Annotated in this window: 33 protein-coding genes; 2 read left to right on the forward strand and 31 right to left on the reverse strand. The window is 55.6% G+C overall.

The features are described from left to right. Positions 1–172 precede the first annotated feature (172 nt). Positions 173–2,209 carry a glycoside hydrolase family 19 protein gene (locus GTQ55_RS17785; RefSeq protein WP_202620628.1) on the forward strand — a complete coding sequence of 679 codons (2,037 nt, stop codon included), beginning with the start codon at positions 173–175 and terminating at the stop codon, positions 2,207–2,209. 212 nt (positions 2,210–2,421) lie between these two features. Here GTQ55_RS17785 and GTQ55_RS14610 read toward each other — a convergent pair whose 3' ends face one another. From GTQ55_RS14610 to rpsJ, 30 genes are all read right to left on the reverse strand, one after another. Beyond that, a complete protein-coding gene (locus GTQ55_RS14610; protein WP_161859404.1) occupies positions 2,422–2,679 on the reverse strand; it encodes a DUF1315 family protein in 258 nt (85 codons plus the stop codon). A 114-nt stretch (positions 2,680–2,793) separates the two neighbouring features. Then, positions 2,794–3,186 carry a 50S ribosomal protein L17 gene (gene rplQ, locus GTQ55_RS14615; RefSeq protein ID WP_010133817.1) on the reverse strand — a complete coding sequence of 131 codons (393 nt, stop codon included), beginning with the start codon at positions 3,184–3,186 and terminating at the stop codon, positions 2,794–2,796. A 121-nt stretch (positions 3,187–3,307) separates the two neighbouring features. Further along, the gene (locus GTQ55_RS14620; RefSeq protein ID WP_066967158.1) at positions 3,308–4,312 is read right to left on the reverse strand and encodes a DNA-directed RNA polymerase subunit alpha; all 1,005 of its coding nucleotides are present in this window, start codon (positions 4,310–4,312) and stop codon (positions 3,308–3,310) included. Between the two features lie 45 nt (positions 4,313–4,357). Continuing rightward, positions 4,358–4,978 carry a 30S ribosomal protein S4 gene (gene rpsD, locus GTQ55_RS14625; protein WP_161859405.1) on the reverse strand — a complete coding sequence of 207 codons (621 nt, stop codon included), beginning with the start codon at positions 4,976–4,978 and terminating at the stop codon, positions 4,358–4,360. A gap of 15 nt (positions 4,979–4,993) precedes the next feature. Next, positions 4,994–5,383, reverse strand: coding sequence for a 30S ribosomal protein S11 (rpsK, locus tag GTQ55_RS14630; RefSeq protein ID WP_043320820.1), 390 nt, complete (start codon positions 5,381–5,383; stop codon positions 4,994–4,996). 57 nt (positions 5,384–5,440) lie between these two features. Further along, positions 5,441–5,797: a 30S ribosomal protein S13 gene (gene rpsM / locus GTQ55_RS14635; RefSeq protein WP_010133823.1), complete on the reverse strand. Its 357-nt coding sequence runs from the start codon at positions 5,795–5,797 to the stop codon at positions 5,441–5,443. Further along, a complete protein-coding gene (locus GTQ55_RS14640; protein WP_161859406.1) occupies positions 5,749–6,048 on the reverse strand; it encodes a hypothetical protein in 300 nt (99 codons plus the stop codon). The genes rpsM and GTQ55_RS14640 overlap by 49 nt, the downstream gene beginning before the upstream one ends. Before the next feature lie 169 nt (positions 6,049–6,217). Then, the gene (gene rpmJ / locus GTQ55_RS14645) at positions 6,218–6,334 is read right to left on the reverse strand and encodes a 50S ribosomal protein L36 (protein WP_010133825.1); all 117 of its coding nucleotides are present in this window, start codon (positions 6,332–6,334) and stop codon (positions 6,218–6,220) included. Between the two features lie 39 nt (positions 6,335–6,373). Continuing rightward, positions 6,374–7,720 (reverse strand): preprotein translocase subunit SecY, encoded by a 1,347-nt coding sequence (gene secY, locus GTQ55_RS14650; protein ID WP_161859407.1) that lies wholly within the window; start codon positions 7,718–7,720, stop codon positions 6,374–6,376. 12 nt (positions 7,721–7,732) lie between these two features. Continuing rightward, complete coding sequence (gene rplO / locus GTQ55_RS14655; protein ID WP_161859408.1) at positions 7,733–8,167, reverse strand: 50S ribosomal protein L15; 435 nt, start codon at positions 8,165–8,167, stop codon at positions 7,733–7,735. Between the two features lies 1 nt (position 8,168). Next, positions 8,169–8,354 carry a 50S ribosomal protein L30 gene (gene rpmD, locus GTQ55_RS14660; protein ID WP_105101954.1) on the reverse strand — a complete coding sequence of 62 codons (186 nt, stop codon included), beginning with the start codon at positions 8,352–8,354 and terminating at the stop codon, positions 8,169–8,171. Positions 8,355–8,421: 67 nt separating this feature from the next. Further along, complete coding sequence (rpsE, locus tag GTQ55_RS14665) at positions 8,422–8,931, reverse strand: 30S ribosomal protein S5 (protein WP_161859409.1); 510 nt, start codon at positions 8,929–8,931, stop codon at positions 8,422–8,424. A 10-nt stretch (positions 8,932–8,941) separates the two neighbouring features. Beyond that, positions 8,942–9,292, reverse strand: coding sequence for a 50S ribosomal protein L18 (gene rplR, locus GTQ55_RS14670; protein WP_161859410.1), 351 nt, complete (start codon positions 9,290–9,292; stop codon positions 8,942–8,944). 9 nt (positions 9,293–9,301) lie between these two features. Next, entirely contained in the window at positions 9,302–9,835 is a 534-nt protein-coding gene (rplF, locus tag GTQ55_RS14675; protein WP_161859411.1) for a 50S ribosomal protein L6, read from the reverse strand. 12 nt (positions 9,836–9,847) lie between these two features. Next, the gene (gene rpsH / locus GTQ55_RS14680; protein WP_161859412.1) at positions 9,848–10,240 is read right to left on the reverse strand and encodes a 30S ribosomal protein S8; all 393 of its coding nucleotides are present in this window, start codon (positions 10,238–10,240) and stop codon (positions 9,848–9,850) included. Positions 10,241–10,267: 27 nt separating this feature from the next. Further along, complete coding sequence (gene rpsN, locus GTQ55_RS14685) at positions 10,268–10,573, reverse strand: 30S ribosomal protein S14 (protein WP_161859413.1); 306 nt, start codon at positions 10,571–10,573, stop codon at positions 10,268–10,270. 9 nt (positions 10,574–10,582) lie between these two features. Next, a complete protein-coding gene (gene rplE / locus GTQ55_RS14690; RefSeq protein WP_161859414.1) occupies positions 10,583–11,122 on the reverse strand; it encodes a 50S ribosomal protein L5 in 540 nt (179 codons plus the stop codon). Positions 11,123–11,136: 14 nt separating this feature from the next. Then, positions 11,137–11,454, reverse strand: a complete 318-nt coding sequence (gene rplX / locus GTQ55_RS14695) for a 50S ribosomal protein L24 (protein ID WP_161859415.1) — start codon at positions 11,452–11,454, stop codon at positions 11,137–11,139. A gap of 20 nt (positions 11,455–11,474) precedes the next feature. After that, complete coding sequence (gene rplN, locus GTQ55_RS14700; protein WP_161859416.1) at positions 11,475–11,843, reverse strand: 50S ribosomal protein L14; 369 nt, start codon at positions 11,841–11,843, stop codon at positions 11,475–11,477. Positions 11,844–11,877: 34 nt separating this feature from the next. After that, positions 11,878–12,141, reverse strand: a complete 264-nt coding sequence (gene rpsQ / locus GTQ55_RS14705) for a 30S ribosomal protein S17 (RefSeq protein WP_161859417.1) — start codon at positions 12,139–12,141, stop codon at positions 11,878–11,880. Positions 12,142–12,143: 2 nt separating this feature from the next. Further along, complete coding sequence (gene rpmC / locus GTQ55_RS14710) at positions 12,144–12,335, reverse strand: 50S ribosomal protein L29 (RefSeq protein ID WP_043320803.1); 192 nt, start codon at positions 12,333–12,335, stop codon at positions 12,144–12,146. Further along, positions 12,335–12,748 (reverse strand): 50S ribosomal protein L16, encoded by a 414-nt coding sequence (gene rplP, locus GTQ55_RS14715; protein WP_067087034.1) that lies wholly within the window; start codon positions 12,746–12,748, stop codon positions 12,335–12,337. The genes rpmC and rplP overlap by 1 nt, the downstream gene beginning before the upstream one ends. A gap of 11 nt (positions 12,749–12,759) precedes the next feature. Beyond that, positions 12,760–13,440 carry a 30S ribosomal protein S3 gene (gene rpsC, locus GTQ55_RS14720; RefSeq protein WP_161859418.1) on the reverse strand — a complete coding sequence of 227 codons (681 nt, stop codon included), beginning with the start codon at positions 13,438–13,440 and terminating at the stop codon, positions 12,760–12,762. A 19-nt stretch (positions 13,441–13,459) separates the two neighbouring features. After that, positions 13,460–13,792 (reverse strand): 50S ribosomal protein L22, encoded by a 333-nt coding sequence (gene rplV, locus GTQ55_RS14725; protein WP_078084422.1) that lies wholly within the window; start codon positions 13,790–13,792, stop codon positions 13,460–13,462. A gap of 15 nt (positions 13,793–13,807) precedes the next feature. Then, on the reverse strand, positions 13,808–14,086 hold the full coding sequence (rpsS, locus tag GTQ55_RS14730) for a 30S ribosomal protein S19 (RefSeq protein WP_010133844.1): 279 nt from the start codon (positions 14,084–14,086) through the stop codon (positions 13,808–13,810). A 37-nt stretch (positions 14,087–14,123) separates the two neighbouring features. Next, positions 14,124–14,948, reverse strand: coding sequence for a 50S ribosomal protein L2 (gene rplB / locus GTQ55_RS14735; protein WP_161859419.1), 825 nt, complete (start codon positions 14,946–14,948; stop codon positions 14,124–14,126). Between the two features lie 14 nt (positions 14,949–14,962). Continuing rightward, the gene (gene rplW / locus GTQ55_RS14740; RefSeq protein ID WP_161859420.1) at positions 14,963–15,259 is read right to left on the reverse strand and encodes a 50S ribosomal protein L23; all 297 of its coding nucleotides are present in this window, start codon (positions 15,257–15,259) and stop codon (positions 14,963–14,965) included. After that, complete coding sequence (gene rplD / locus GTQ55_RS14745) at positions 15,256–15,870, reverse strand: 50S ribosomal protein L4 (RefSeq protein ID WP_161859421.1); 615 nt, start codon at positions 15,868–15,870, stop codon at positions 15,256–15,258. The genes rplW and rplD overlap by 4 nt, the downstream gene beginning before the upstream one ends. Before the next feature lie 18 nt (positions 15,871–15,888). Continuing rightward, positions 15,889–16,524, reverse strand: a complete 636-nt coding sequence (gene rplC / locus GTQ55_RS14750; protein WP_161859422.1) for a 50S ribosomal protein L3 — start codon at positions 16,522–16,524, stop codon at positions 15,889–15,891. Between the two features lie 110 nt (positions 16,525–16,634). After that, entirely contained in the window at positions 16,635–16,946 is a 312-nt protein-coding gene (gene rpsJ / locus GTQ55_RS14755) for a 30S ribosomal protein S10 (protein WP_066967210.1), read from the reverse strand. A 208-nt stretch (positions 16,947–17,154) separates the two neighbouring features. Here rpsJ and GTQ55_RS14760 point away from each other — a divergent pair, with 208 nt between their 5' ends. After that, complete coding sequence (locus tag GTQ55_RS14760) at positions 17,155–17,631, forward strand: aminoacyl-tRNA deacylase (protein WP_161859423.1); 477 nt, start codon at positions 17,155–17,157, stop codon at positions 17,629–17,631. Between the two features lie 245 nt (positions 17,632–17,876). On the opposite strand, the gene tuf is transcribed toward GTQ55_RS14760, so the two are convergent. Further along, on the reverse strand, positions 17,877–19,100 hold the full coding sequence (gene tuf, locus GTQ55_RS14765) for an elongation factor Tu (RefSeq protein ID WP_161859424.1): 1,224 nt from the start codon (positions 19,098–19,100) through the stop codon (positions 17,877–17,879). Positions 19,101–19,120 lie beyond the last annotated feature (20 nt).

The raw sequence follows: 19,120 nt of genomic DNA on the forward strand, positions 1-19,120 counted from the left end.
CCTCGTCGCCAGTGTCGTGCCAGCGATGTGCCAGCCCGGGCAGCCCGTCACGGAATTGGCGCTCTATCCCCTTCCACCCGGCAAGTGCTTTCGCTAACTTCTCCCACGCGAATGACAGCGCTGTCAAAGCGTTGCTTAAGCGACAAAAGAAATAAAAATAAATGGAGAAGACATGCTCACTCGATCCCGGCCGATGGCCATATCCACAACCAATGTATCAGCAAGAAAACACCGCACGAGCACCTTTTGCGCCCTGCTGCCACTGCTTGCCCTGGTCTCCGTGCCAACCAACGCTGCGCTGCCAGCAGAAGCCTACGAGGCCGGACAAAGCTATTCCGGCGGCAGCCTTGTGTGTTATCAACAGGACCTGTTCCGCGCCCAGTGGTGGGCGGGACCGGGCGACTCCCCGGAAGACGCCTACACCGCCACCAACAGCTGGGATAGCCCCTGGGTTGTCGACAAACCCGGAGCCTGCCTCGATGACGGCAGCAACCGGGCACCCGTCGCCAGCGCCACCGCCACACCCGCGGAAATAACCGGTGCCGGCAGCATCGCGCTGGACGGGAGCCTGTCCACTGACCCGGACGGCGACGCGCTTAACTTTACCTGGGCACAGATCTCTCCGCAGTCCCCGCTCGCGACGATCCACGCTCCGGGTGCGAGCGGCACCCAGGTGGACCTTCCGGAGGTCGAAGCCGACACCCTCTACGAGTTCCGGCTTACCGTGGCGGACGCCACAGAATCCGATTACGCCACGACTACCGTACTGCAGCGAAGCGGCACCACCGTTCCCCGGGTGACCGAAGCTGTGATTACCGCGCCGGGATCCGTTTCCGGCTGTCCGGCCAGTGTCACCCTGAGCGCAGAGGGTTCCAGCTACCCCGAGGGAGAGACCTTCGTCTTCTCGTGGCGCCAGACCGGTGGACCGGCGGCAGAAATCCTTTCACCCAATGCCACAACCACACAGGTGAACCTGCCGGATCCCGGCACGGAAGCGTCCTACAGTTTTGAACTGCAAATGACCAACGGCGAGCTAGTGGCAACCGATTCGGTTGTGATCGAGCAGCGGTGCAGTCAGGATGGCTTCACCATCCCGTTGAGTACGCTCGAGGCCAGGGAATCTGAGCTGACTTCCAGCCCACTGTTTTCCCAGGTAAAGGCATCCATCGTAACGCGGGAAAATTCCGCGGTAGAAGCCGTTGTTCCCGGTAGAGCCGAAAACCCTGCGAATGTGCAGCGAGTCGAATCCATCGTCGACAACTCGGACTGGGACTTCCTGTTTCCGGTGCGCGCGGCAGAGTATTCCTACAGCAACTTTTTACGTGCGGTGGCGAAGTTCCCCGCTTTTTGCGGTGACTATAATGATGGCCGCGATGCCGACGCGATCTGCCGTAAATCCCTCGCCACCATGTTCGCGCACTTTACCCAGGAAACTGGTGGCCACACACCCCACTGGAGCGAGCCCGAATGGCGGCAGGGTTTGTACTTCATCCGCGAACAAGGATGGAGCGAGAGCATGCCGAATGGCTACGGTATCTGTGACACATCTACCTGGCAGGCACAGCAATGGCCCTGTGCGACCTTCGCCGACGGCAGCTACAAAAGCTATTTTGGTCGAGGCGCCAAACAGCTGAGCTACAACTACAATTACGGCCCGTTTTCCGCTGCGATGTTTGACGATGTGGGCGTACTGTTACAGGAGCCCAACCTGGTTGCGGACACCTGGCTCAATCTTGCCAGTGCGGTCTTTTTCTTTGTTTACCCCCAGCCCCCAAAACCCAGCATGCTGCACGTGATCGACGGCACCTGGCAGCCCAACAGCCAGGACTTGAACAGCGGCCTGGTGCCGGGGTTCGGGGTCACTACCATGATCATCAACGGCGGGATCGAATGTGGCGGCAGCAATGAGCATGCGCAATCGCAAAACCGAATTGACTACTACCGCAACTTTGCCGATTACCTCGGCGTCGCGATTGATAGTAGTGAAGTTCTGGGTTGCGCGGGTATGGACCGCTTTGCCGTGGGCGGCGCCGGGGCGCTGGATATTTACTGGGAGCAGGACTGGAGCTGGGATCCGCAGTATCCAAACGGCAAAAGCTATGCCTGCAAACTGGTTGGTTACCAGACGCGCTTTTCTGCATTTATCGAAGGTGACTATGCACGCTGCGTGGATCACTTCTTCGAGGTGAATATCGATTACAGCCGATAACCTCAGCGAATCATCCAGATAGATAAGAGGCCGGTAGCATCCGGCCTCTTTTCTCTATGCAAGTGTAGCGGCGCTGCTGTATTCAAAACTGGACAATCGCTACCGCTCCACGAAGAAATCGTGTTGCGTCAGAGGTGCTTTAGCACAAGCGCTTCGTAGGCGCCTATTGCACCAGTTGAAGGCGTATATGGTTGCAACGCTCGACGCAACCTTCAGGAATCCACCCAGGTAATGCGCTCGTCTTCGTGCTTGTCCGCACAGGGAGTCGCCTTTGGGGGCACATATCCCACGCGGGATTCCGGATCGGCATGGCGCTGCTCCCAGTGTGCAACTGCTTCTCCGCACAACGATCGCTGCTGGTCAGTCAGGGCAACGCCATTTGGCCACTTGCCAAGCTCTATGGCGCGCTTCAAGCTACCAACAACCTGAGGATTCAGGATTTTGAGCAAATCGTCCAGGGAATGGAACATCACCACTTCCTCAAATAAGTATGCTTCTGAAACAAGAAAAGCCGGTCGATGACCGGCTTTCCTTTGCTCGGGATCTGCAACCTGCAAATACCGATAACCTTAAAGCGAGACGCCTCAGGCTTCAGCTGCTTCCGCAGTCTCGTCCGCTACCGGACGATCCACCAGCTCCACGTAGGCCATCGGAGCCTTATCGCCTGCACGGAAACCGCATTTCAGAATGCGGATGTATCCGCCCGGACGGGCTTCGTAACGGGGACCCAGTTCGTCGAACAGCTTGCGCACGGCATCCTTGTCACGGATACGAGCGAAAGCCAGACGGCGGTTGGCAACACTGTCTTTCTTGGCCAGGGTAATCAGCGGCTCAGCAACGCGGCGCAGCTCCTTGGCTTTGGGCAGTGTGGTTTTGATCAGTTCGTGCTCTACCAGAGAGGCGGTCATGTTTTTGAACATGGCCTTGCGGTGAGAGCTGGTACGACTGAATTTACGGCCACTATAACGATGACGCATAACTCAATTCCTCACGACTTCGATTGCTTTCTCAGCAAGTCGTCTGGGAGCGGTGCTTGCAGGTCGCGCACACCACTCGGTTTTCTTCACGCGGGCGGGCAAGGCCCGCGCCACAAACGCTTTACAGGGAGCTCAGCTTGCTGTCGCCCTTGAGGCTGGCCGGCGGCCAGTTCTCGAGGCGCATACCCAGGGACAGACCACGGGAAGCCAGAACGTCCTTGATCTCTGTCAGGGACTTCTTACCCAGGTTCGGGGTCTTCAGCAGCTCTACTTCGGTACGCTGAATCAGGTCGCCGATATAGTAGATGTTTTCCGCTTTCAGACAGTTGGCCGAACGCACAGTCAGTTCCAGGTCGTCTACCGGACGCAACAGCACCGGATCAACTTCCTCTTCCTTCGCTTCCGGCTGGGCATCCTTCTCGCCTTCGAGGTCCACGAATACTGCAAGCTGTTGCTGCAGAATCGTGGCGGCGCGACGGATTGCTTCTTCAGGATCCAGAGTACCGTTGGTCTCCAGGTCCAGAACCAGCTTGTCGAGGTCGGTACGCTGCTCTACACGCGCAGATTCTACGCTGTAGGAAACGCGACGAACCGGGCCGAAGGAAGCGTCGAGCTGCAGGCGGCCGATGGAGCGGGTCTCTTCTTCGTCTTCACGGCGAGCGTCGGCGGGCTGGTAGCCACGGCCGCGCGCGACGGTCAGACGCAGGTTGAGTTCCACGTCACCGGTGATGTTGGCGATCACGTGCTCAGGGTTCACGATTTCAATGTCGTGGTCCACCTGAATGTCGCCAGCAGTCACGGCACCCGGGCCTTTCTTGCTAAGGCTCAGCACTGCCTGGTCCTTGCCGTGCATCACCACCGCAATTTCCTTCAGGTTGAGCAGGATTTCGATTACGTCTTCCTGCACACCCTCAATTGCGCTGTACTCGTGCTCAACACCGTCGATCTCAACTTCAGTGACGGCGCAGCCCGGCATGGAGGACAGCAGGATGCGGCGCAGCGCGTTGCCTAGAGTGTGGCCGAAACCACGCTCCAGCGGTTCCAGAACCACTTTAGCGTGGTTCTGGTTGTACTCGGTGACGTCAATACGACGAGGTGTCAAAAACTCGTTGACAGCAGTCTGCATAGCCATACCTGTATTACAGTTTTATTCCTTAAATGGAACAGAGCCTTACTTGGAGTAGAGTTCCACGATAAGGTTTTCATTGATCTCTGCCGGCAGATCCACGCGATCCGGAACACGCTTGAAGGTACCTTCCAGCTTGCTCGCATTCACGTCTACCCACTCAACGTCACCGCGCTGTGCAGCGAGGGAAACGGAGTTCTGGATACGCATCTGCTTTTTAGATTTCTCACGGATAGCGATCACATCGCCTTCCTTAACCTGGTAGGAAGGGATGTTAACGGTGCTGCCGTTTACCAGAATCGCCTTGTGGGAGACCAGCTGACGCGCTTCAGAGCGAGTAGAGCCGAAGCCCATGCGGTAAACCACGTTATCGAGGCGTTTTTCCAGCAGCTTCAGCAGGTTTTCACCCGTTGCACCTTTCAGGCGCGCCGCTTCCTTATAGTAGTTACGGAACTGCTTTTCCAGCACGCCGTAGATGCGGCGTACTTTTTGCTTTTCACGCAGCTGAACACCGTAGTCGGACAGGCGACCGCGACCGGCGCCATGAACGCCAGGCTTGGTTTCCGCGCGGCACTTTGACTCGTGCGGGCGAACGCCACTTTTCAGCTGAAGATCGGTACCTTCCCGACGGGAAAGCTTACATTTTGGTCCAATATATCGTGCCATTTCGTCAACCCCCTCTTACACGCGACGTTTCTTGGGCGGACGACAACCGTTATGCGGAATTGGCGTCACGTCGGTGATGTTGGTGATCTTGTAGCCGCAGTTGTTGAGAGCGCGAACGGCAGATTCGCGACCCGGGCCGGGGCCCTTAACTTCGACATCAAGGTTTTTCAGGCCATACTCCTGAGCGGCAGTACCTGCGCGTTCAGCAGCAACCTGGGCTGCGAATGGGGTGCTCTTACGCGAGCCACGGAAACCGGAACCACCAGCGGTAGCCCAGCTCAGAGTGTTGCCCTGACGGTCAGTGATCGTCACGATCGTGTTGTTGAACGATGCGTGGATGTGGGCAACACCGTCGACAACGGTCTTTTTGACCTTTTTGCGAACAGTAGTTTTTGGCTTAGCCATACCTGTATCCTAAATCCTATACGTGTGAAGACTTGCGCGACGCAGTAACTGAAACAGTTACTTGCGAATCGGCTTGCGCGGACCCTTACGGGTACGGGCGTTAGTCTTGGTGCGCTGACCGCGAAGCGGCAGACTGCGACGGTGGCGCAGACCGCGGAAGCAACCCAGGTCCATCAAACGTTTGATGTTCATGGATACTTCACGACGCAGATCACCTTCAACGGTCAGTTTTGCAACTTCACCGCGGATGGTTTCGATCTGGTCTTCGGACAGATCACGAAGTTTGGTGGATTCAGCGATACCTACCGCTGCCAGAATAGATTTCGCCGTAGTGCGACCGACACCATAGATATGGGTCAGGGAGATCACGGCGTGCTTGTGGTCTGGTACATTGACACCAGCAATACGTGCCATAGAGGCGTACTCCACGTATTGTGAACCAGCGCTGTTTTGGTAATGGCGCGGCTCAATTCTCGATTCGGCGCTGACAGCGAATAAAAAGCCACCAGCACCACCAAAAAGGCGCGCAAGAATAGCTTTTCATACACCAAATTGCAATAGCCCGCCTTCCCGGAGCCGAAACCCAAGGTAAAGCGGACGACAGTCAACGCCCCCTGTTTGAGACTTTCAAAGCCAACCTGGGTCGACTTCTGGGTCTCGTCCACGAGCCGGGTGACTCGCGGTGGTGCCTTTTAGCACGGGGCTGTGCCAAAAAGCAAATTCTTTCACGAACAATTGGTGCCACTGCATTCCATCCCTGAGGGCGGACACCACCCCGGCCATCCTTGGCGGGGTCGCTATTCGGTAAGCACAGCGCAAGCTGTGCTATCCCGATTAGCCCTGCCGCTGCTTGTGACGCGGCTCGGCGCTGCAGATTACCCGCAGAACGCCTTTGCGACGTACGATTTTGCAGTTACGGCAGATCTTTTTTACAGAAGCGCGTACTTTCATGACCTTACCTCAATTCAATCCTGCTGCTGTGGATACCGATCAACGGCGGCCGTAGCTTTGCAGATTCGCCTTTTTCATCAACCCTTCGTACTGGTGAGACAACAAGTGCGACTGCACCTGCGCCATGAAGTCCATCACTACGACCACAACGATCAGCAGCGAAGTACCTCCCAGGTAGAAAGGAATGTTCAGCCCGACCACCAGGAACTGCGGCAGCAGGGATACCAGCGCGATGTAGCAGGCACCCACCAGTGTCAGGCGAGTCAGAACGCTGTCGATATAACGCGCGGTCTGCTCTCCGGGGCGGATACCGGGCACATAGGCACCGGATTTCTTCAGGTTGTCCGCTACTTCGTTGGGGTTGAACATCAACGCCGTATAGAAGAAGCAGAAGAAGCCAATCAACAGTGCGAACAGAATAATGTTCAGCGGCTGACCGGGGCCCAGCTGGAGCGCCATCCACTGCAGGATCTGCGCACCGATACCTTCACCACCCTGACCGAACCACTGCGCCAGAGTGGCGGGGAACAGCAGGATACTGCTGGCAAAAATCACCGGAATAACACCGGCCATGTTTACCTTCAGCGGCAAGTGGCTGGACTGTGCAGCCGGCGCCTGCGAGTAACGACCCGCCTGGCGCCGCGCGTGATTGATGGTGATACGGCGTTGACCGCGCTCCATAACCACTACGAAGTAGACCACTGCAAGCGCCACAAAACCGATCGCCAGTAACATCAGGACATGTAGCTCGCCCTGACGCGCCTGCTCGAAGGCCTGTCCGATTGCACTGGGCAGCCCGGCAACGATACCGGCGAAGATCAGCATGGAAATACCATTGCCTACACCGCGCTCAGTGATCTGCTCTCCCAGCCACATCATGAACACCGCACCGGTTACCAGTGACACAACGGCCACAAAATAGAAACCGAATGCCGGCTCAGCAGAGTAAGCCAGATTCTGACCGGCCAGACCGAAGGTCATACCGATACCCTGGATCAGCGCCAGCAAAACCGTCAGATAACGGGTGTACTGGTTGATCTTGCGGCGCCCTGCGTCACCTTCCTTTTTCAACGCCTCCAGAGAAGGCGTTACCGCGGTCATCAACTGCATGATGATGGACGCGGAGATGTAAGGCATGATTCCGAGGGCCAGAATACTCATCCGCTCCAGTGCGCCACCGGAGAACATGTTGAACAGGCCAAGGATGGTTCCCTGGTTCTGATTAAACAGGTTCGCCAGCTTTTCCGGATCAATACCGGGCACCGGAATATGAGTCCCTAAACGATATACAAGTATCGCGAGAAACAGAAAACGAAGGCGAGCCCAAAGCTCGCCTAATCCCTTGCCGTTACCCAGGGAGTTAACACCAGATCCTGGTCGTGCCATTGGGGCCTCGATTTAGTCTTCTACTTTTCCGCCAGCAGCTTCGATGGCCGCTTTAGCACCTTTGGTGACGCCCAGACCTTTCACGGTTACCGCTTTGGTCAGCTCACCGGAAAGGAACACTTTGGCGCGCTTAATGTGGCCGCCGATAATATCGGCATTTTTCAGCGCTGCCAAATCAATCGTGTCACCTTCTACCTTCGCCAGCTCCGCCAGACGCACTTCCGCAACAAAGCGGCCAACGCGAGAGGAGAAACCGTACTTCGGCAGGCGCTTCTGCAAAGGCATCTGACCGCCTTCGAAGCCCGGACGAACACTACCACCGGAACGGGCCTTCTGACCCTTGTGACCACGGCCGCCGGTTTTACCCAGGCCGCTACCGATGCCGCGACCAACGCGCTTGGCGCTGTGCTTGTGACCCTCAGCGGGAGACAACTCGTTTAAACGCATGTTACGCCTCCTCTACTTTTACGAGGTAGTTCACTTTGTTGATCATGCCGCGCACAGAGGGAGTGTCTTCCACTTCCACAGTGTGACCAATGCGGCGAAGACCCAGACCAGCGACGCACGCCTGATGATTTTTCAGACGACCAGCGACGCTCTTGACCTGGGTGACTTTGATGGTCTTCTTAGCCATGACTCATTCACTCAAAGCAAGTTCAGAACGGGCCGCAACGATTCTGCTACTGCGACCCGAAACCGAATCAGTTCAGGATTTCTTCCACAGACTTGCCGCGCTTTGCAGCAACGTCTTCTGGGCTACTCATTTTACCCAGCGCACTGAAGGTGGCGCGTACAACGTTTACCGGGTTGGTAGAGCCGTAGCATTTTGCCAGTACGTTGTGGACGCCAGCCATTTCCAGTACGGAGCGCATAGCACCGCCAGCAATTACGCCGGTACCCTGGGAAGCGGGCTGCATGTATACCTTGGAACCACCGTGGCGACCGTTGGTAGCGTACTGAATGGTGTCACCATTCAGGTCTACCTGGATCATGTTGCGACGCGCAGATTCCATTGCCTTCTGGATGGCAACAGGCACTTCACGAGCCTTACCACGACCGAAGCCAACACGACCATTGCCGTCGCCAACTACGGTCAGAGCGGTGAACGCAAAGATACGACCACCTTTTACGGTTTTGGCAACACGATTGACCTGGACCAGCTTTTCCTGGAGGCCTTCGTCGTTGCTCTTCTCGACTTTATCTCTAGCCATAACTCAACCCTTAGAATTTCAGACCGGCTTCACGGGCAGCGTCTGCCAGGGCCTTAACACGGCCATGGTATTTGAAACCGCTGCGATCGAAGGCTACCGCTTCAACGCCAGCGGCCTTGGCACGCTCAGCGATCAGGGTGCCAACGGCTTTTGCAGCGTCGACGTTACCGGTTTTGCTTTCACGCAGGTCCTTGTCCAGAGTAGAGGCAGCGGCCAATACCTTGTCGCCGTCGGCAGACAGGATCTGTGCGTAAATGTGGCGAGGAGTGCGGTTCACTGTCAGGCGAACGGCGCCCAGCTCACGGAACTTGGCGCGGGCACGACGTGCACGACGCAAGCGAGATTGCTTCTTAACGTTCATATCTATGCCTTACTTCTTCTTGGCCTCTTTGCGATACACGCGCTCATCGGCGTAACGGACACCCTTACCTTTGTAGGGCTCCGGCGGACGGAATGCGCGGATCTCAGCGGCCACTTGACCTAACAGCTGCTTGTCGCTGCTCTTCAGTACGATTTCAGTCTGGCTCGGGGTTTCGGCGGTAACGCCTTCCGGCAGTGCGTAATCTACCGGATGAGAGAAACCGAGAGTCAGGTTGACGGACTTACCGGATGCTTTCGCACGGTAACCTACGCCGTTCAGCTGAAGTTTCTTTTCGAAACCCTGACTGACACCGACCACCATGTTGTTAACCAGCGCGCGAGTGGTACCCGCCAGAGCACGTGACTGCTTGGAGCCGTTACGCGCGGAAAAAGTCAGCTGGTTTTCTTCCTGCTTAACTTCCACATCGCTGTGGATATTGAAGTTCAGATTGCCATTGCCACCTTTTACAGCGATATCCTGACCTTTCAGGTCAATGGAAACGCCAGCGGGGATCTGAACTGGATCATTTGCTACTCGAGACATTTCAACCCCCGCTTAGAATACGGTGCAAAGCACTTCGCCGCCGACACCAGCCTGACGGGCCGCGCGATCAGTCATCACACCGTGAGAGGTGGAGACGATGGCGATACCCAGGCCGCCGCGTACAGAAGGCAGCGCTTTTTTACCGGCGTAGTTACGCAGGCCCGGACGTGAAACACGATCCAGCTCAGCGATAACCGGCTTGCCCTGGAAGTATTTCAGTTCAATAGTCAGCTCAGGCTTGGCGCCTTCGCTAACCGCTACACCAGTAACATAACCTTCGTCTTTCAGGACGTTGGCTACGGCTACTTTCAATTTGGATGAAGGCATGGATACAGTGCCCTTTCCGCGGCCCAGGGCGTTGCGGATGCGGGTCAGCATATCTGCCAACGGATCTTGCATACTCATTACTTAAGACTCCTCAAGTCTGCCGTATTACCAGCTGGACTTAACCAGGCCGGGGACATCACCACGCATGGCTGCTTCACGCAGTTTGTTACGGCACAGGCCGAATTTGCGGTAGACAGCGTGGGGGCGACCAGTGATACGACAGCGACGTTGCTGACGTACCGGGCTTGCATCGCGCGGCAGTTGTTGCAGCTTGAGTTGAGCCTCCCAACGCTCCTCTTCAGAAGCGTCGGCACTGGCGATGATCGCCTTCAGCTCTTGACGCTTTTCGGCGTACTTAGCTGCGGTTCGAGCGCGCTTGTTCTCGCGCGCAATCATGGATTTCTTCGCCATGGAATCCTCTTAACCCTTGAACGGGAAGTTGAATGCTTTCAGCAGTGCACGACCTTGGTCGTCGTTGGCTGCTGTAGTAGTGATACAAATATCCAGACCGCGGATCTTGTCTACTTTGTCGTAGTCGATTTCCGGGAAGATAATTTGTTCTGTTACACCCATTGAGAAGTTACCACGACCGTCGAACTGCTTCGGGCTAATGCCACGGAAGTCGCGGATACGCGGAATTGCGATGCCAACCAGTCGCTCCAGGAACTCGTACATGCGCTCACCGCGCAGAGTTACCTTGCAGCCGATCGGCCAGTCTTCACGGATTTTGAAGCCCGCGATTGACTTACGCGCCTTGGTCACAATGGGTTTTTGACCAGTAATCGCAGTCATGTCACTGACTGCATGTTCCAGTACCTTCTTATCACCAATGGCTTCACCGACACCCATGTTGACGGTGATTTTGGTGATGCGCGGCACGGACATTACGTTCTCAAGTCCCAGCTCTTCTTTCAGCTTGGACGCGAGTTCTTTGGTATAGAGCTCTTTAAGCCTTGCCATGTTTTCCACCTGACTTATGCGTCAACGGCTTCGCCGCTGGATTTGAAGACGCGAATCTTAGTCCCGTCTTCCAGTACTTTGAAGCCTACCCGGTCAGCTTTTTGGGTGTTCGGGTTAAAGATGGCTACGTTGGAAACCTGAATAGCGGCTTCTTTCTCAACAATGCCACCAGCTACGCCCATTTGAGGGTTTGGCTTCTGGTGTTTTTTGATCATCTGTACACCGGACACGATCAGGCGACCGTCGTTCAGCACCTTACGTACGGTGCCACGCTTGCCTTTATCGCGACCGGCGATAACGATCACTTCGTCGTCACGCTTGATCTTGCGCATAACTCTTCTCCGCTCGTGGCTTAGATAACTTCGGGAGCCAGTGAGATGATCTTCATGAACTTCTCACCGCGCAGCTCGCGAGTTACCGGGCCAAAAATACGGGTGCCAACCGGCGCATGTTGCTGGTTCAGCAGTACCGCTGCGTTATCGTCAAATTTGATCAGGGAGCCGTCCGGGCGACGCACACCTTTTCTGGTGCGAACCACTACCGCGTTCATTACCTGACCCTTTTTCACTTTACCGCGAGGAATTGCTTCCTTGACGGTTACCTTGATGATGTCGCCAACGCCAGCGTAGCGACGGTGGGAGCCGCCCAGCACCTTGATGCACATGACACGGCGAGCCCCACTGTTATCGGCTACTTCTAAGTAGGATTCCGCTTGAATCATCGTTCCTCTCCGAAACTCTTCAATGCGCTAGGGGTTAAACCTTCGCCGCACGCTCTACAATTTTCTGCAAGGACCAGGACTTGCTCTTGGACAGCGGACGAGATTCTTCGATGGTTACAACATCACCGATGCCGCAATCATTGTTTTCGTCGTGTGCCTTGAGCTTGGTGGACTTGCTCACGATTTTGCCGTAGATCGGGTGCTTAACACGGCGCTCGATCAAAACGGTGATGGTTTTATCCATCTTGTCACTCACGACCTTACCGGTCAGAGTACGCTTCAGTTTTGCTTCAGCCATGATTAATTACCTGCCTTCTCGGTCAACACAGTCTTAATGCGAGCAATGTCGCGACGAGTCTGCTTCAGCAGATGAGTCTGAGTCAGCTGACCAGTGGACTTCTGCATACGCAGCTTGAATTGTGCTTCAAGCTGGCTAAGGAGTTCCTGGTTCAGTTCCTCAACTGACTTTGAGCGTAGATCTGCAGTCTTCATTACATCACCGAACGCTTAACGAAAGTTGTCTTTACAGGCAGCTTGGCTGCGGCGAGCTCGAAAGCTTCGCGAGCCAGATCTTCGGATACGCCTTCCATTTCATAGAGGACTTTACCCGGCTGGATCTGAGCTACCCAGTATTCTACGTTACCCTTACCTTTACCCATACGAACTTCGAGGGGCTTACTGGAAATGGGCTTGTCCGGAAACACACGAATCCAGATCTTACCGCCACGCTTAACGTGACGAGTCATTGCGCGACGAGCCGCTTCGATCTGACGCGCAGTAATGCGTCCACGACCGATGGCCTTAAGGCCGAACTCGCCAAAGCTCACTTTAGAGCCGCGCTGGGAAAGACCGCGGTTGCGACCCTTCTGTACCTTGCGGAATTTTGTACGCTTTGGTTGTAGCATCTGCGCACCCCTTATTTAGCAGCTTTTTTGCGAGTCTTCGCCGGCTTCTCTTCGGGGATTTCGTCACCGATGACTTCGCCTTTGAAGATCCAAACTTTTACACCGATGATGCCGTACGTAGTGCTGGCTTCAGCGGTGCCGTAGTCGATGTTGGCACGCAGAGTATGCAGAGGCACACGGCCTTCGCGGTACCATTCAGTTCGCGCAATCTCAGCACCGCCGAGACGACCACTTACCTGAATCTTGATACCTTCGGCACCCTGGCGCATTGCGTTCTGTACGGCGCGCTTCATAGCACGACGGAACATAACGCGACGCTCCAGCTGCTGAGCAACGTTCTGACCAACCAGAGTGGCATCCAGGTCAGGCTTACGTACTTCTTCGATGTCGATGTGCACGGGCACACCCATCTGGGAAGTAAGTTCGTTGCGCAGACGCTCTACGTCTTCACCTTTTTTACCGATCACGATACCCGGACGCGCAGTGTGAATGGTCACACGAGCGGTGTTGGCCGGACGTTCGATCTCGATGCGGCTCACGGAAGCGTGGGCCAGTTTTTTGCGAATGTATTCGCGAACTTTCAGATCCGTGTACAGCTTGTCTGCGTACTCGTCACTGCCGGCATACCATACGGAGGTATGCTTTTTAACGATACCCAGACGAATGCCGGTAGGATTGACTTTTTGTCCCATGGTTTTCTCGCCTGCTCTCTTATTTCTCGGCTACTTTCACAGTAATGTGACAAGTACGCTTCAGAATACGATCAGCACGACCTTTAGCACGCGGTTTAATGCGCTTCATGGTCATACCCTCATCCACGAAGATGGTGGAAACTTTCAGTTCGTCAACGTCAGCACCGTCGTTGTGCTCAGCATTGGCGATTGCAGATTCCAGAACCTTCTTGACGATCGCAGCACCCTTCTTGTGGCTAAAAGCCAGGATATCCAGGGCTTCTTCGACACCTTTGCCGCGAATCTGATCAGCTACCAGACGCGCCTTTTGTGCCGACAGACGAGCACCGCGTAATTTTGCTTGTACTTCCATCTCTATAACCTCGGCTTAGCGCTTCTTCGCTTTCTTATCCGCAGCGTGGCCACGGTAAGTGCGGGTAGCCGCGAATTCGCCCAGCTTGTGGCCAACCATTTCTTCGTTGACCAGAACGGGCACGTGTTGACGACCGTTGTGAACGGCAATCGTCAGTCCAACCATTTCCGGCATAACCATGGAACGGCGGGACCAGGTTTTAATCGGTCGACGATCATTTTTCTCAATCGCCGCCTCCACCTTCTTGATCAGATGAAGATCAATAAAGGGACCTTTCTTTAATGAGCGTGGCACTGTCGATTCCTCTCTAGCAGCTCAGACATCGCGCGGCTTATTTGCCGCGACGACGTACAATCATGTTATCGGTGCGCTTGTTCTTACGCGTTTTCTTACCCTTGGTCGGCACACCCCAAGGCGTCACAGGGTGACGGCCACCAGAGGTACGACCTTCACCACCGCCGTGCGGGTGGTCTACCGGGTTCATCGCCACACCGCGAACGGTAGGACGAACACCGCGCCAGCGTTTGGCACCTGCTTTACCCAGCTTGCGCAGGCTGTGTTCAGAGTTGCTCACTTCACCCAGGGTGGCGCGGCACTCAGACAGAACTTTACGCATTTCGCCAGAACGCAGACGGATAGTCGCGTACTGACCTTCACGGGCAACCAGCTGTACAGAGGCACCGGCAGAGCGGGCCAGCTGAGCACCTTTACCAGGCTTCAGCTCGATGGCGTGAATCACGGAACCAACCGGGATGTTACGCAGCGGCAAAGTGTTACCCACTTTGATCGGTGCAGCGTCACCGGACTGGATCTTGTCACCCGCCTTCAGGTGCTTCGGCGCAATAATGTAACGGCGCTCACCATCGGCGTAGCAAACCAGCGCGATGTGCGCGCTGCGGTTGGGGTCATACTCCAGACGCTCAACGGTGGCAGGAATGCCATCCTTGTTGCGCTTGAAATCCACTACGCGGTAGTGATGCTTGTGACCACCACCGATATGACGAGTGGTAATGCGACCGTTGTTGTTACGGCCACCGGACTTGGACTTCTTCTCCAACAGCGGCGCGTAAGGTGCACCCTTATGCAGGTCGGTGTTAACAACCTTAACAAGGTGGCGACGGCCGGCAGAGGTCGGTTTTGCTTTTACAATAGCCATTGTAACTTTCCCCTTTACTCAGCAGCTTCAAAGTTGATGTCGCTGCCTTCGGCCAGACGAACGTAGGCTTTTTTCCAATCATTGCGCACGCCCATACCGTAGCGGGTGCGCTTGGTTTTGCCTTTAACGTTCACGGTGCGAACCTGCTCAACGGATACGTTGAACAGCTTTTCTACCGCGGCCTTGATCTCGGCTTTGGAAGCGTCGGTGGTCACTTTGAACACTACCTGGTTGGCGGCATCCGCCAGTACAGCAGCCTTCTCGGAAATTACCGGGCCCAGCAGGACTTTGTAGATTCGCTCTTGGTTCATCCCAGCACCTCATCAATTTTCTTCAGTGCAGAAACGGTAACCACGACCTTGTCGAAACGAATCAGGCTTACCGGATCGATACCCTGCACATCGCGAACATCGATCTTGTGCAAGTTGCGCGCGGCCAGGTAGAGGTTTTCATTTACCTCTTCGGTCACGATCAACGCTTCGGACAGATCGAACTGGGCAAGCTTGGTTACCAGCTGCTTGGTTTTCGGCGCTTCCACGTCGAAAGACTCAACAACAACCAGACGCTCCTGACGAGCCAGCTCAGAGAGAATGCAGCGCAGTGCAGCGCGGTACATTTTCTTGTTCAGCTTAACGCTGTGATCGCGCGGCTCAGCGGCGAAGGTTACGCCACCTGAACGCCACAGCGGGCTGCGAATGGTACCAGCGCGTGCGCGGCCGGTGCCCTTCTGGCGCCACGGCTTTTTGCCGCCGCCGGAAACCGCGGAGCGGTTTTTCTGAGCCTTGGTACCCTGACGAGCGCCAGCCATATAGGCGACAACTGCCTGGTGCACCAGGTCCTGATTGAATTCACGACCGAAAGCCACTTCAGAGACTGCAACAGTGCCTTTAGCGCCTTCGGGAGTAGCGATATTCAGTTCCATATCTATTTCCCCTCAGACTTAGGCTTTAACTGCCGGACGAACGATTACGTTACCGCCGGGCGCGCCAGGAACGGCACCTTTAACCAGCAGCAGATTGCGTTCGGCGTCCACACGAACCACTTCCAGATTTTGCGTGGTAACACGCTCGGCACCCATGTGACCGGCCATCTTCTTGCCTTTCCACACACGACCAGGAGTCTGGCACTGACCGATAGAACCGGGTGCGCGGTGAGACAGAGAGTTACCGTGGGTAGCATCTTGCATGCTGAAGTTCCAGCGTTTGATACCGCCCTGGAAACCTTTACCTTTGGAAGTGCCAGTTACATCAATCTTCTGGCCAGCTTCAAAGCTTGCAACAGTAATTTCAGAACCGATTTCGAAGGACTCTTCAGAACCGTCAGTACGCAGTTCGAAAAGAGCAGAGCCAGCCTCAGTGTTGGCTTTGGCGAAGTGGCCCGCTTGGGGCTTGGAGACACGGGAAGCCTTACGAGAACCCACAGTAACCTGTACCGCGGAGTAACCGTCAGTTTCCTGAGTTTTCACCTGAGTGACGCGATTTGGAGCTACCTCGATAACAGTTACCGGGATAGACGCGCCATCTTCAGTGAAGATGCGAGTCATGCCGCTCTTGCGGCCGACAATACCTATAGTCATCTTTTCAACCTCTCAGTGCACGGGGCTTTAACCCACTGCGGCCGCCCAATTTCAGAGCGTTACACTACCCGAACCGTTTTCGTTCGGGATTCGGTAGTTAATTTGAAGTGTTAGCCGAGACTAATCTGAACCTCAACACCAGCCGCCAGATCGAGCTTCATCAGCGCGTCAACGGTTTTTTCGGTGGGCTCAACAATGTCCAGCAAACGCTTGTGAGTACGAATCTCGTACTGATCGCGCGCGTCTTTGTTGACGTGCGGAGAAATCAGCACGGTGTACTTCTCTTTACGAGTCGGCAGCGGAATGGGACCGCGTACCTGGGCGCCAGTGCGCTTGGCCGTCTCGACGATCTCCTGAGTAGACGTGTCGATCAGCTTGTGATCAAACGCCTTCAGGCGAATTCGGATTCGTTGACCCTGCATGGAATCAAACTCCAGTTGTAAATCTAAAGAACGTCCTCTTACGCAACCCCGAGGGCGGGCGAAAAGGAGCGCGAAGTCTACGGGCGATTTTTTGGCCTGTCAACCACTTATCCGAACACCTTTGTTGCAGCTGCTCTCCGCACCCGCGCGGCGCGAAACTACACTTGAGGGCAACCGCGAGAAATGCGCAGAACAGGAGGGAAACGCCATGACTGTAGCCAGTACCGTCAGTCAATTCCTTGGCGACCATTCAGTCAACTATCGGGTTATCCCCCACGAGCACAGCGCCACCAGCCGCGAGACAGCGCGCAAGGCCGGTGTACGGGAAGACCGGGTCGCAAAAGCGATCCTGTTAAAAGATGACCAGGGCATGCTGATGTGCATCATTCCAGCAAGCAACAGCCTCGATATGCGGGCGGTCCATGACGAAACCGGACGCAACCACCTGGAAATGGTCGAAGAGGCGGAGTTCAGACAGGTTTTCAGTGACTGCGAAGTCGGCGCACTGCCGCCACTTGGACCAGCTTACGGATTGACCACCCTGGTCGATACGGGACTGGATAGTCGCGACACGATCTATCTGGAGTCCGGTGACCACGAAGGCCTGATTGCTGTAGATGGGCGCGATTTTGACCAGCTTCTGCAGAACTCCCGTCACTGCAACCTGAGCAGGGATTGGTTCTAAGCAAAGGCAGCCCACAAGCCGCTCCCCGACAATCAACTCACACAAGAGCACAGCCCAGGGGCCCTGAAAAGGCCCCTCACCCCTCGTGCGCATAGATCACTATTTGTACAGGCAGGAGACGAAAAGGCCCCAGGTAACCGCTCAGGCGGTTTCTGGCACACGCCAGTAGTCTTCCCGGGCAACAAAAAAGCCGCAGTGTCACCACTGCGGCTTTTTCGTGCTTCGAACCAGGACTAAATTATAAATTAGTCGAGGATCTTGGCTACAACGCCAGCGCCAACGGTACGGCCGCCTTCACGGATTGCGAAGCGCAGACCTTCTTCCATGGCGATGGGAGCGATCAGCTCAACTTTCATCTGAATGTTGTCGCCCGGCATAACCATTTCAGTGCCTTCCGGCAGCTCAACCGCACCAGTTACGTCGGTAGTACGGAAGTAGAACTGCGGACGGTAGCCCTTGAAGAACGGGGTGTGACGACCACCTTCGTCCTTGGACAGGATGTACACCTCACCTTCGAACTTGGTGTGCGGGGTGATGGAGCCTGGCTTGGCCAGTACCTGACCACGCTCAACTTCGTCACGCTTGGTGCCACGCAGCAGTGCGCCGATGTTCTCACCCGCACGACCTTCGTCGAGCAGCTTGCGGAACATTTCAACACCGGTACAGGTGGTTTTGGTGGTGTCTTTGATACCAACGATTTCAATCTCGTCGCCAGTATTGATGATGCCACGCTCAACACGACCAGTTACTACGGTACCACGGCCGGAGATGGAGAATACGTCTTCGATCGGCATCAGGAACGGCTGGTCGATAGCACGCTCCGGCTCCGGGATGTACTCGTCCAGGGTTTCAACCAGCTTCTTAACAGCGGTGGTACCCAGCTCGTTGTCGTCTTCGCCGTTCAGCGCCATCAGGGCAGAACCAGCGATGATCGGAGTGTCGTCACCCGGGAATTCGTACTGGTCCAGCAGCTCACGCAGCTCCATTTCAACCAGTTCCATCATCTCGGAGTATTCTTCAGAACCAACACCGCCGCAGTCTTCTGCCAGCAGGTCAGCCTTGTTCAGGAATACAACGATGTAAGGTACACCTACCTGACGAGACAGCAGGATGTGCTCGCGAGTCTGCGGCATAGGACCATCGGTCGCGCCACATACCAGGATAGCGCCGTCCATCTGGGCAGCACCGGTGATCATGTTCTTCACGTAGTCGGCGTGTCCCGGGCAGTCAACGTGCGCGTAGTGACGGGTCGGGGACTCGTACTCAACGTGAGAGGTAGCGATGGTGATACCACGCTCACGCTCTTCCGGTGCATTGTCGATACCGTCGAAAGCAACAGCAGCGCCGCCCCATACTTCTGAACATACGCGAGTCAGCGCTGCGGTCAGGGTGGTTTTACCGTGGTCGACGTGACCGATGGTGCCCACGTTTACGTGGGGCTTGGAACGTTCAAACTTTTCTTTTCCCATCTTAGAGATCCTCTAGCTAA

It is taken from the genome of Microbulbifer hydrolyticus, assembly GCF_009931115.1.
GTDB lineage: Bacteria > Pseudomonadota > Gammaproteobacteria > Pseudomonadales > Cellvibrionaceae > Microbulbifer > Microbulbifer hydrolyticus.

What these genes read in the sequence shown, in the direction of transcription:
- rpsQ (WP_161859417.1), bottom strand. Translation starts at nt 12,141, where the DNA reads ATGGCTGAAGCAAAACTGAAGCGTACTCTGACCGGTAAGGTCGTGAGT.
- rpsC (WP_161859418.1), bottom strand. Translation starts at nt 13,440, where the DNA reads ATGGGACAAAAAGTCAATCCTACCGGCATTCGTCTGGGTATCGTTAAA.
- rplO (WP_161859408.1), bottom strand. Translation starts at nt 8,167, where the DNA reads ATGCGTTTAAACGAGTTGTCTCCCGCTGAGGGTCACAAGCACAGCGCC.
- rpmJ (WP_010133825.1), bottom strand. Translation starts at nt 6,334, where the DNA reads ATGAAAGTACGCGCTTCTGTAAAAAAGATCTGCCGTAACTGCAAAATC.
- rplB (WP_161859419.1), bottom strand. Translation starts at nt 14,948, where the DNA reads ATGGCTATTGTAAAAGCAAAACCGACCTCTGCCGGCCGTCGCCACCTT.
- rplX (WP_161859415.1), bottom strand. Translation starts at nt 11,454, where the DNA reads ATGCGCAAGATCAAGCGTGACGACGAAGTGATCGTTATCGCCGGTCGC.
- GTQ55_RS14610 (WP_161859404.1), bottom strand. Translation starts at nt 2,679, where the DNA reads ATGTTCCATTCCCTGGACGATTTGCTCAAAATCCTGAATCCTCAGGTT.
- GTQ55_RS14760 (WP_161859423.1), top strand. Translation starts at nt 17,155, where the DNA reads ATGACTGTAGCCAGTACCGTCAGTCAATTCCTTGGCGACCATTCAGTC.
- rplW (WP_161859420.1), bottom strand. Translation starts at nt 15,259, where the DNA reads ATGAACCAAGAGCGAATCTACAAAGTCCTGCTGGGCCCGGTAATTTCC.
- rpmD (WP_105101954.1), bottom strand. Translation starts at nt 8,354, where the DNA reads ATGGCTAAGAAGACCATCAAAGTCACCCAGGTCAAGAGCGTCGCTGGT.
- rplV (WP_078084422.1), bottom strand. Translation starts at nt 13,792, where the DNA reads ATGGAAGTACAAGCAAAATTACGCGGTGCTCGTCTGTCGGCACAAAAG.
- rpsK (WP_043320820.1), bottom strand. Translation starts at nt 5,383, where the DNA reads ATGGCTAAGCCAAAAACTACTGTTCGCAAAAAGGTCAAAAAGACCGTT.
- GTQ55_RS17785 (WP_202620628.1), top strand. Translation starts at nt 173, where the DNA reads ATGCTCACTCGATCCCGGCCGATGGCCATATCCACAACCAATGTATCA.
- rplE (WP_161859414.1), bottom strand. Translation starts at nt 11,122, where the DNA reads ATGGCAAGGCTTAAAGAGCTCTATACCAAAGAACTCGCGTCCAAGCTG.
- rplC (WP_161859422.1), bottom strand. Translation starts at nt 16,524, where the DNA reads ATGACTATAGGTATTGTCGGCCGCAAGAGCGGCATGACTCGCATCTTC.
- tuf (WP_161859424.1), bottom strand. Translation starts at nt 19,100, where the DNA reads ATGGGAAAAGAAAAGTTTGAACGTTCCAAGCCCCACGTAAACGTGGGC.
- rpsN (WP_161859413.1), bottom strand. Translation starts at nt 10,573, where the DNA reads ATGGCGAAGAAATCCATGATTGCGCGCGAGAACAAGCGCGCTCGAACC.
- rpsD (WP_161859405.1), bottom strand. Translation starts at nt 4,978, where the DNA reads ATGGCACGATATATTGGACCAAAATGTAAGCTTTCCCGTCGGGAAGGT.
- rplR (WP_161859410.1), bottom strand. Translation starts at nt 9,292, where the DNA reads ATGAACGTTAAGAAGCAATCTCGCTTGCGTCGTGCACGTCGTGCCCGC.
- rpsH (WP_161859412.1), bottom strand. Translation starts at nt 10,240, where the DNA reads ATGAGTATGCAAGATCCGTTGGCAGATATGCTGACCCGCATCCGCAAC.
- rpmC (WP_043320803.1), bottom strand. Translation starts at nt 12,335, where the DNA reads ATGAAGACTGCAGATCTACGCTCAAAGTCAGTTGAGGAACTGAACCAG.
- rplF (WP_161859411.1), bottom strand. Translation starts at nt 9,835, where the DNA reads ATGTCTCGAGTAGCAAATGATCCAGTTCAGATCCCCGCTGGCGTTTCC.
- rplQ (WP_010133817.1), bottom strand. Translation starts at nt 3,186, where the DNA reads ATGCGTCATCGTTATAGTGGCCGTAAATTCAGTCGTACCAGCTCTCAC.
- rplD (WP_161859421.1), bottom strand. Translation starts at nt 15,870, where the DNA reads ATGGAACTGAATATCGCTACTCCCGAAGGCGCTAAAGGCACTGTTGCA.
- secY (WP_161859407.1), bottom strand. Translation starts at nt 7,720, where the DNA reads ATGGCACGACCAGGATCTGGTGTTAACTCCCTGGGTAACGGCAAGGGA.
- rplP (WP_067087034.1), bottom strand. Translation starts at nt 12,748, where the DNA reads ATGCTACAACCAAAGCGTACAAAATTCCGCAAGGTACAGAAGGGTCGC.
- rpsM (WP_010133823.1), bottom strand. Translation starts at nt 5,797, where the DNA reads ATGGCACGTATTGCTGGTGTCAATGTACCAGACCACAAGCACGCCGTG.
- rpsJ (WP_066967210.1), bottom strand. Translation starts at nt 16,946, where the DNA reads ATGCAGGGTCAACGAATCCGAATTCGCCTGAAGGCGTTTGATCACAAG.
- rpsE (WP_161859409.1), bottom strand. Translation starts at nt 8,931, where the DNA reads ATGGCTAGAGATAAAGTCGAGAAGAGCAACGACGAAGGCCTCCAGGAA.
- GTQ55_RS14620 (WP_066967158.1), bottom strand. Translation starts at nt 4,312, where the DNA reads ATGCAGACTGCTGTCAACGAGTTTTTGACACCTCGTCGTATTGACGTC.
- rplN (WP_161859416.1), bottom strand. Translation starts at nt 11,843, where the DNA reads ATGATTCAAGCGGAATCCTACTTAGAAGTAGCCGATAACAGTGGGGCT.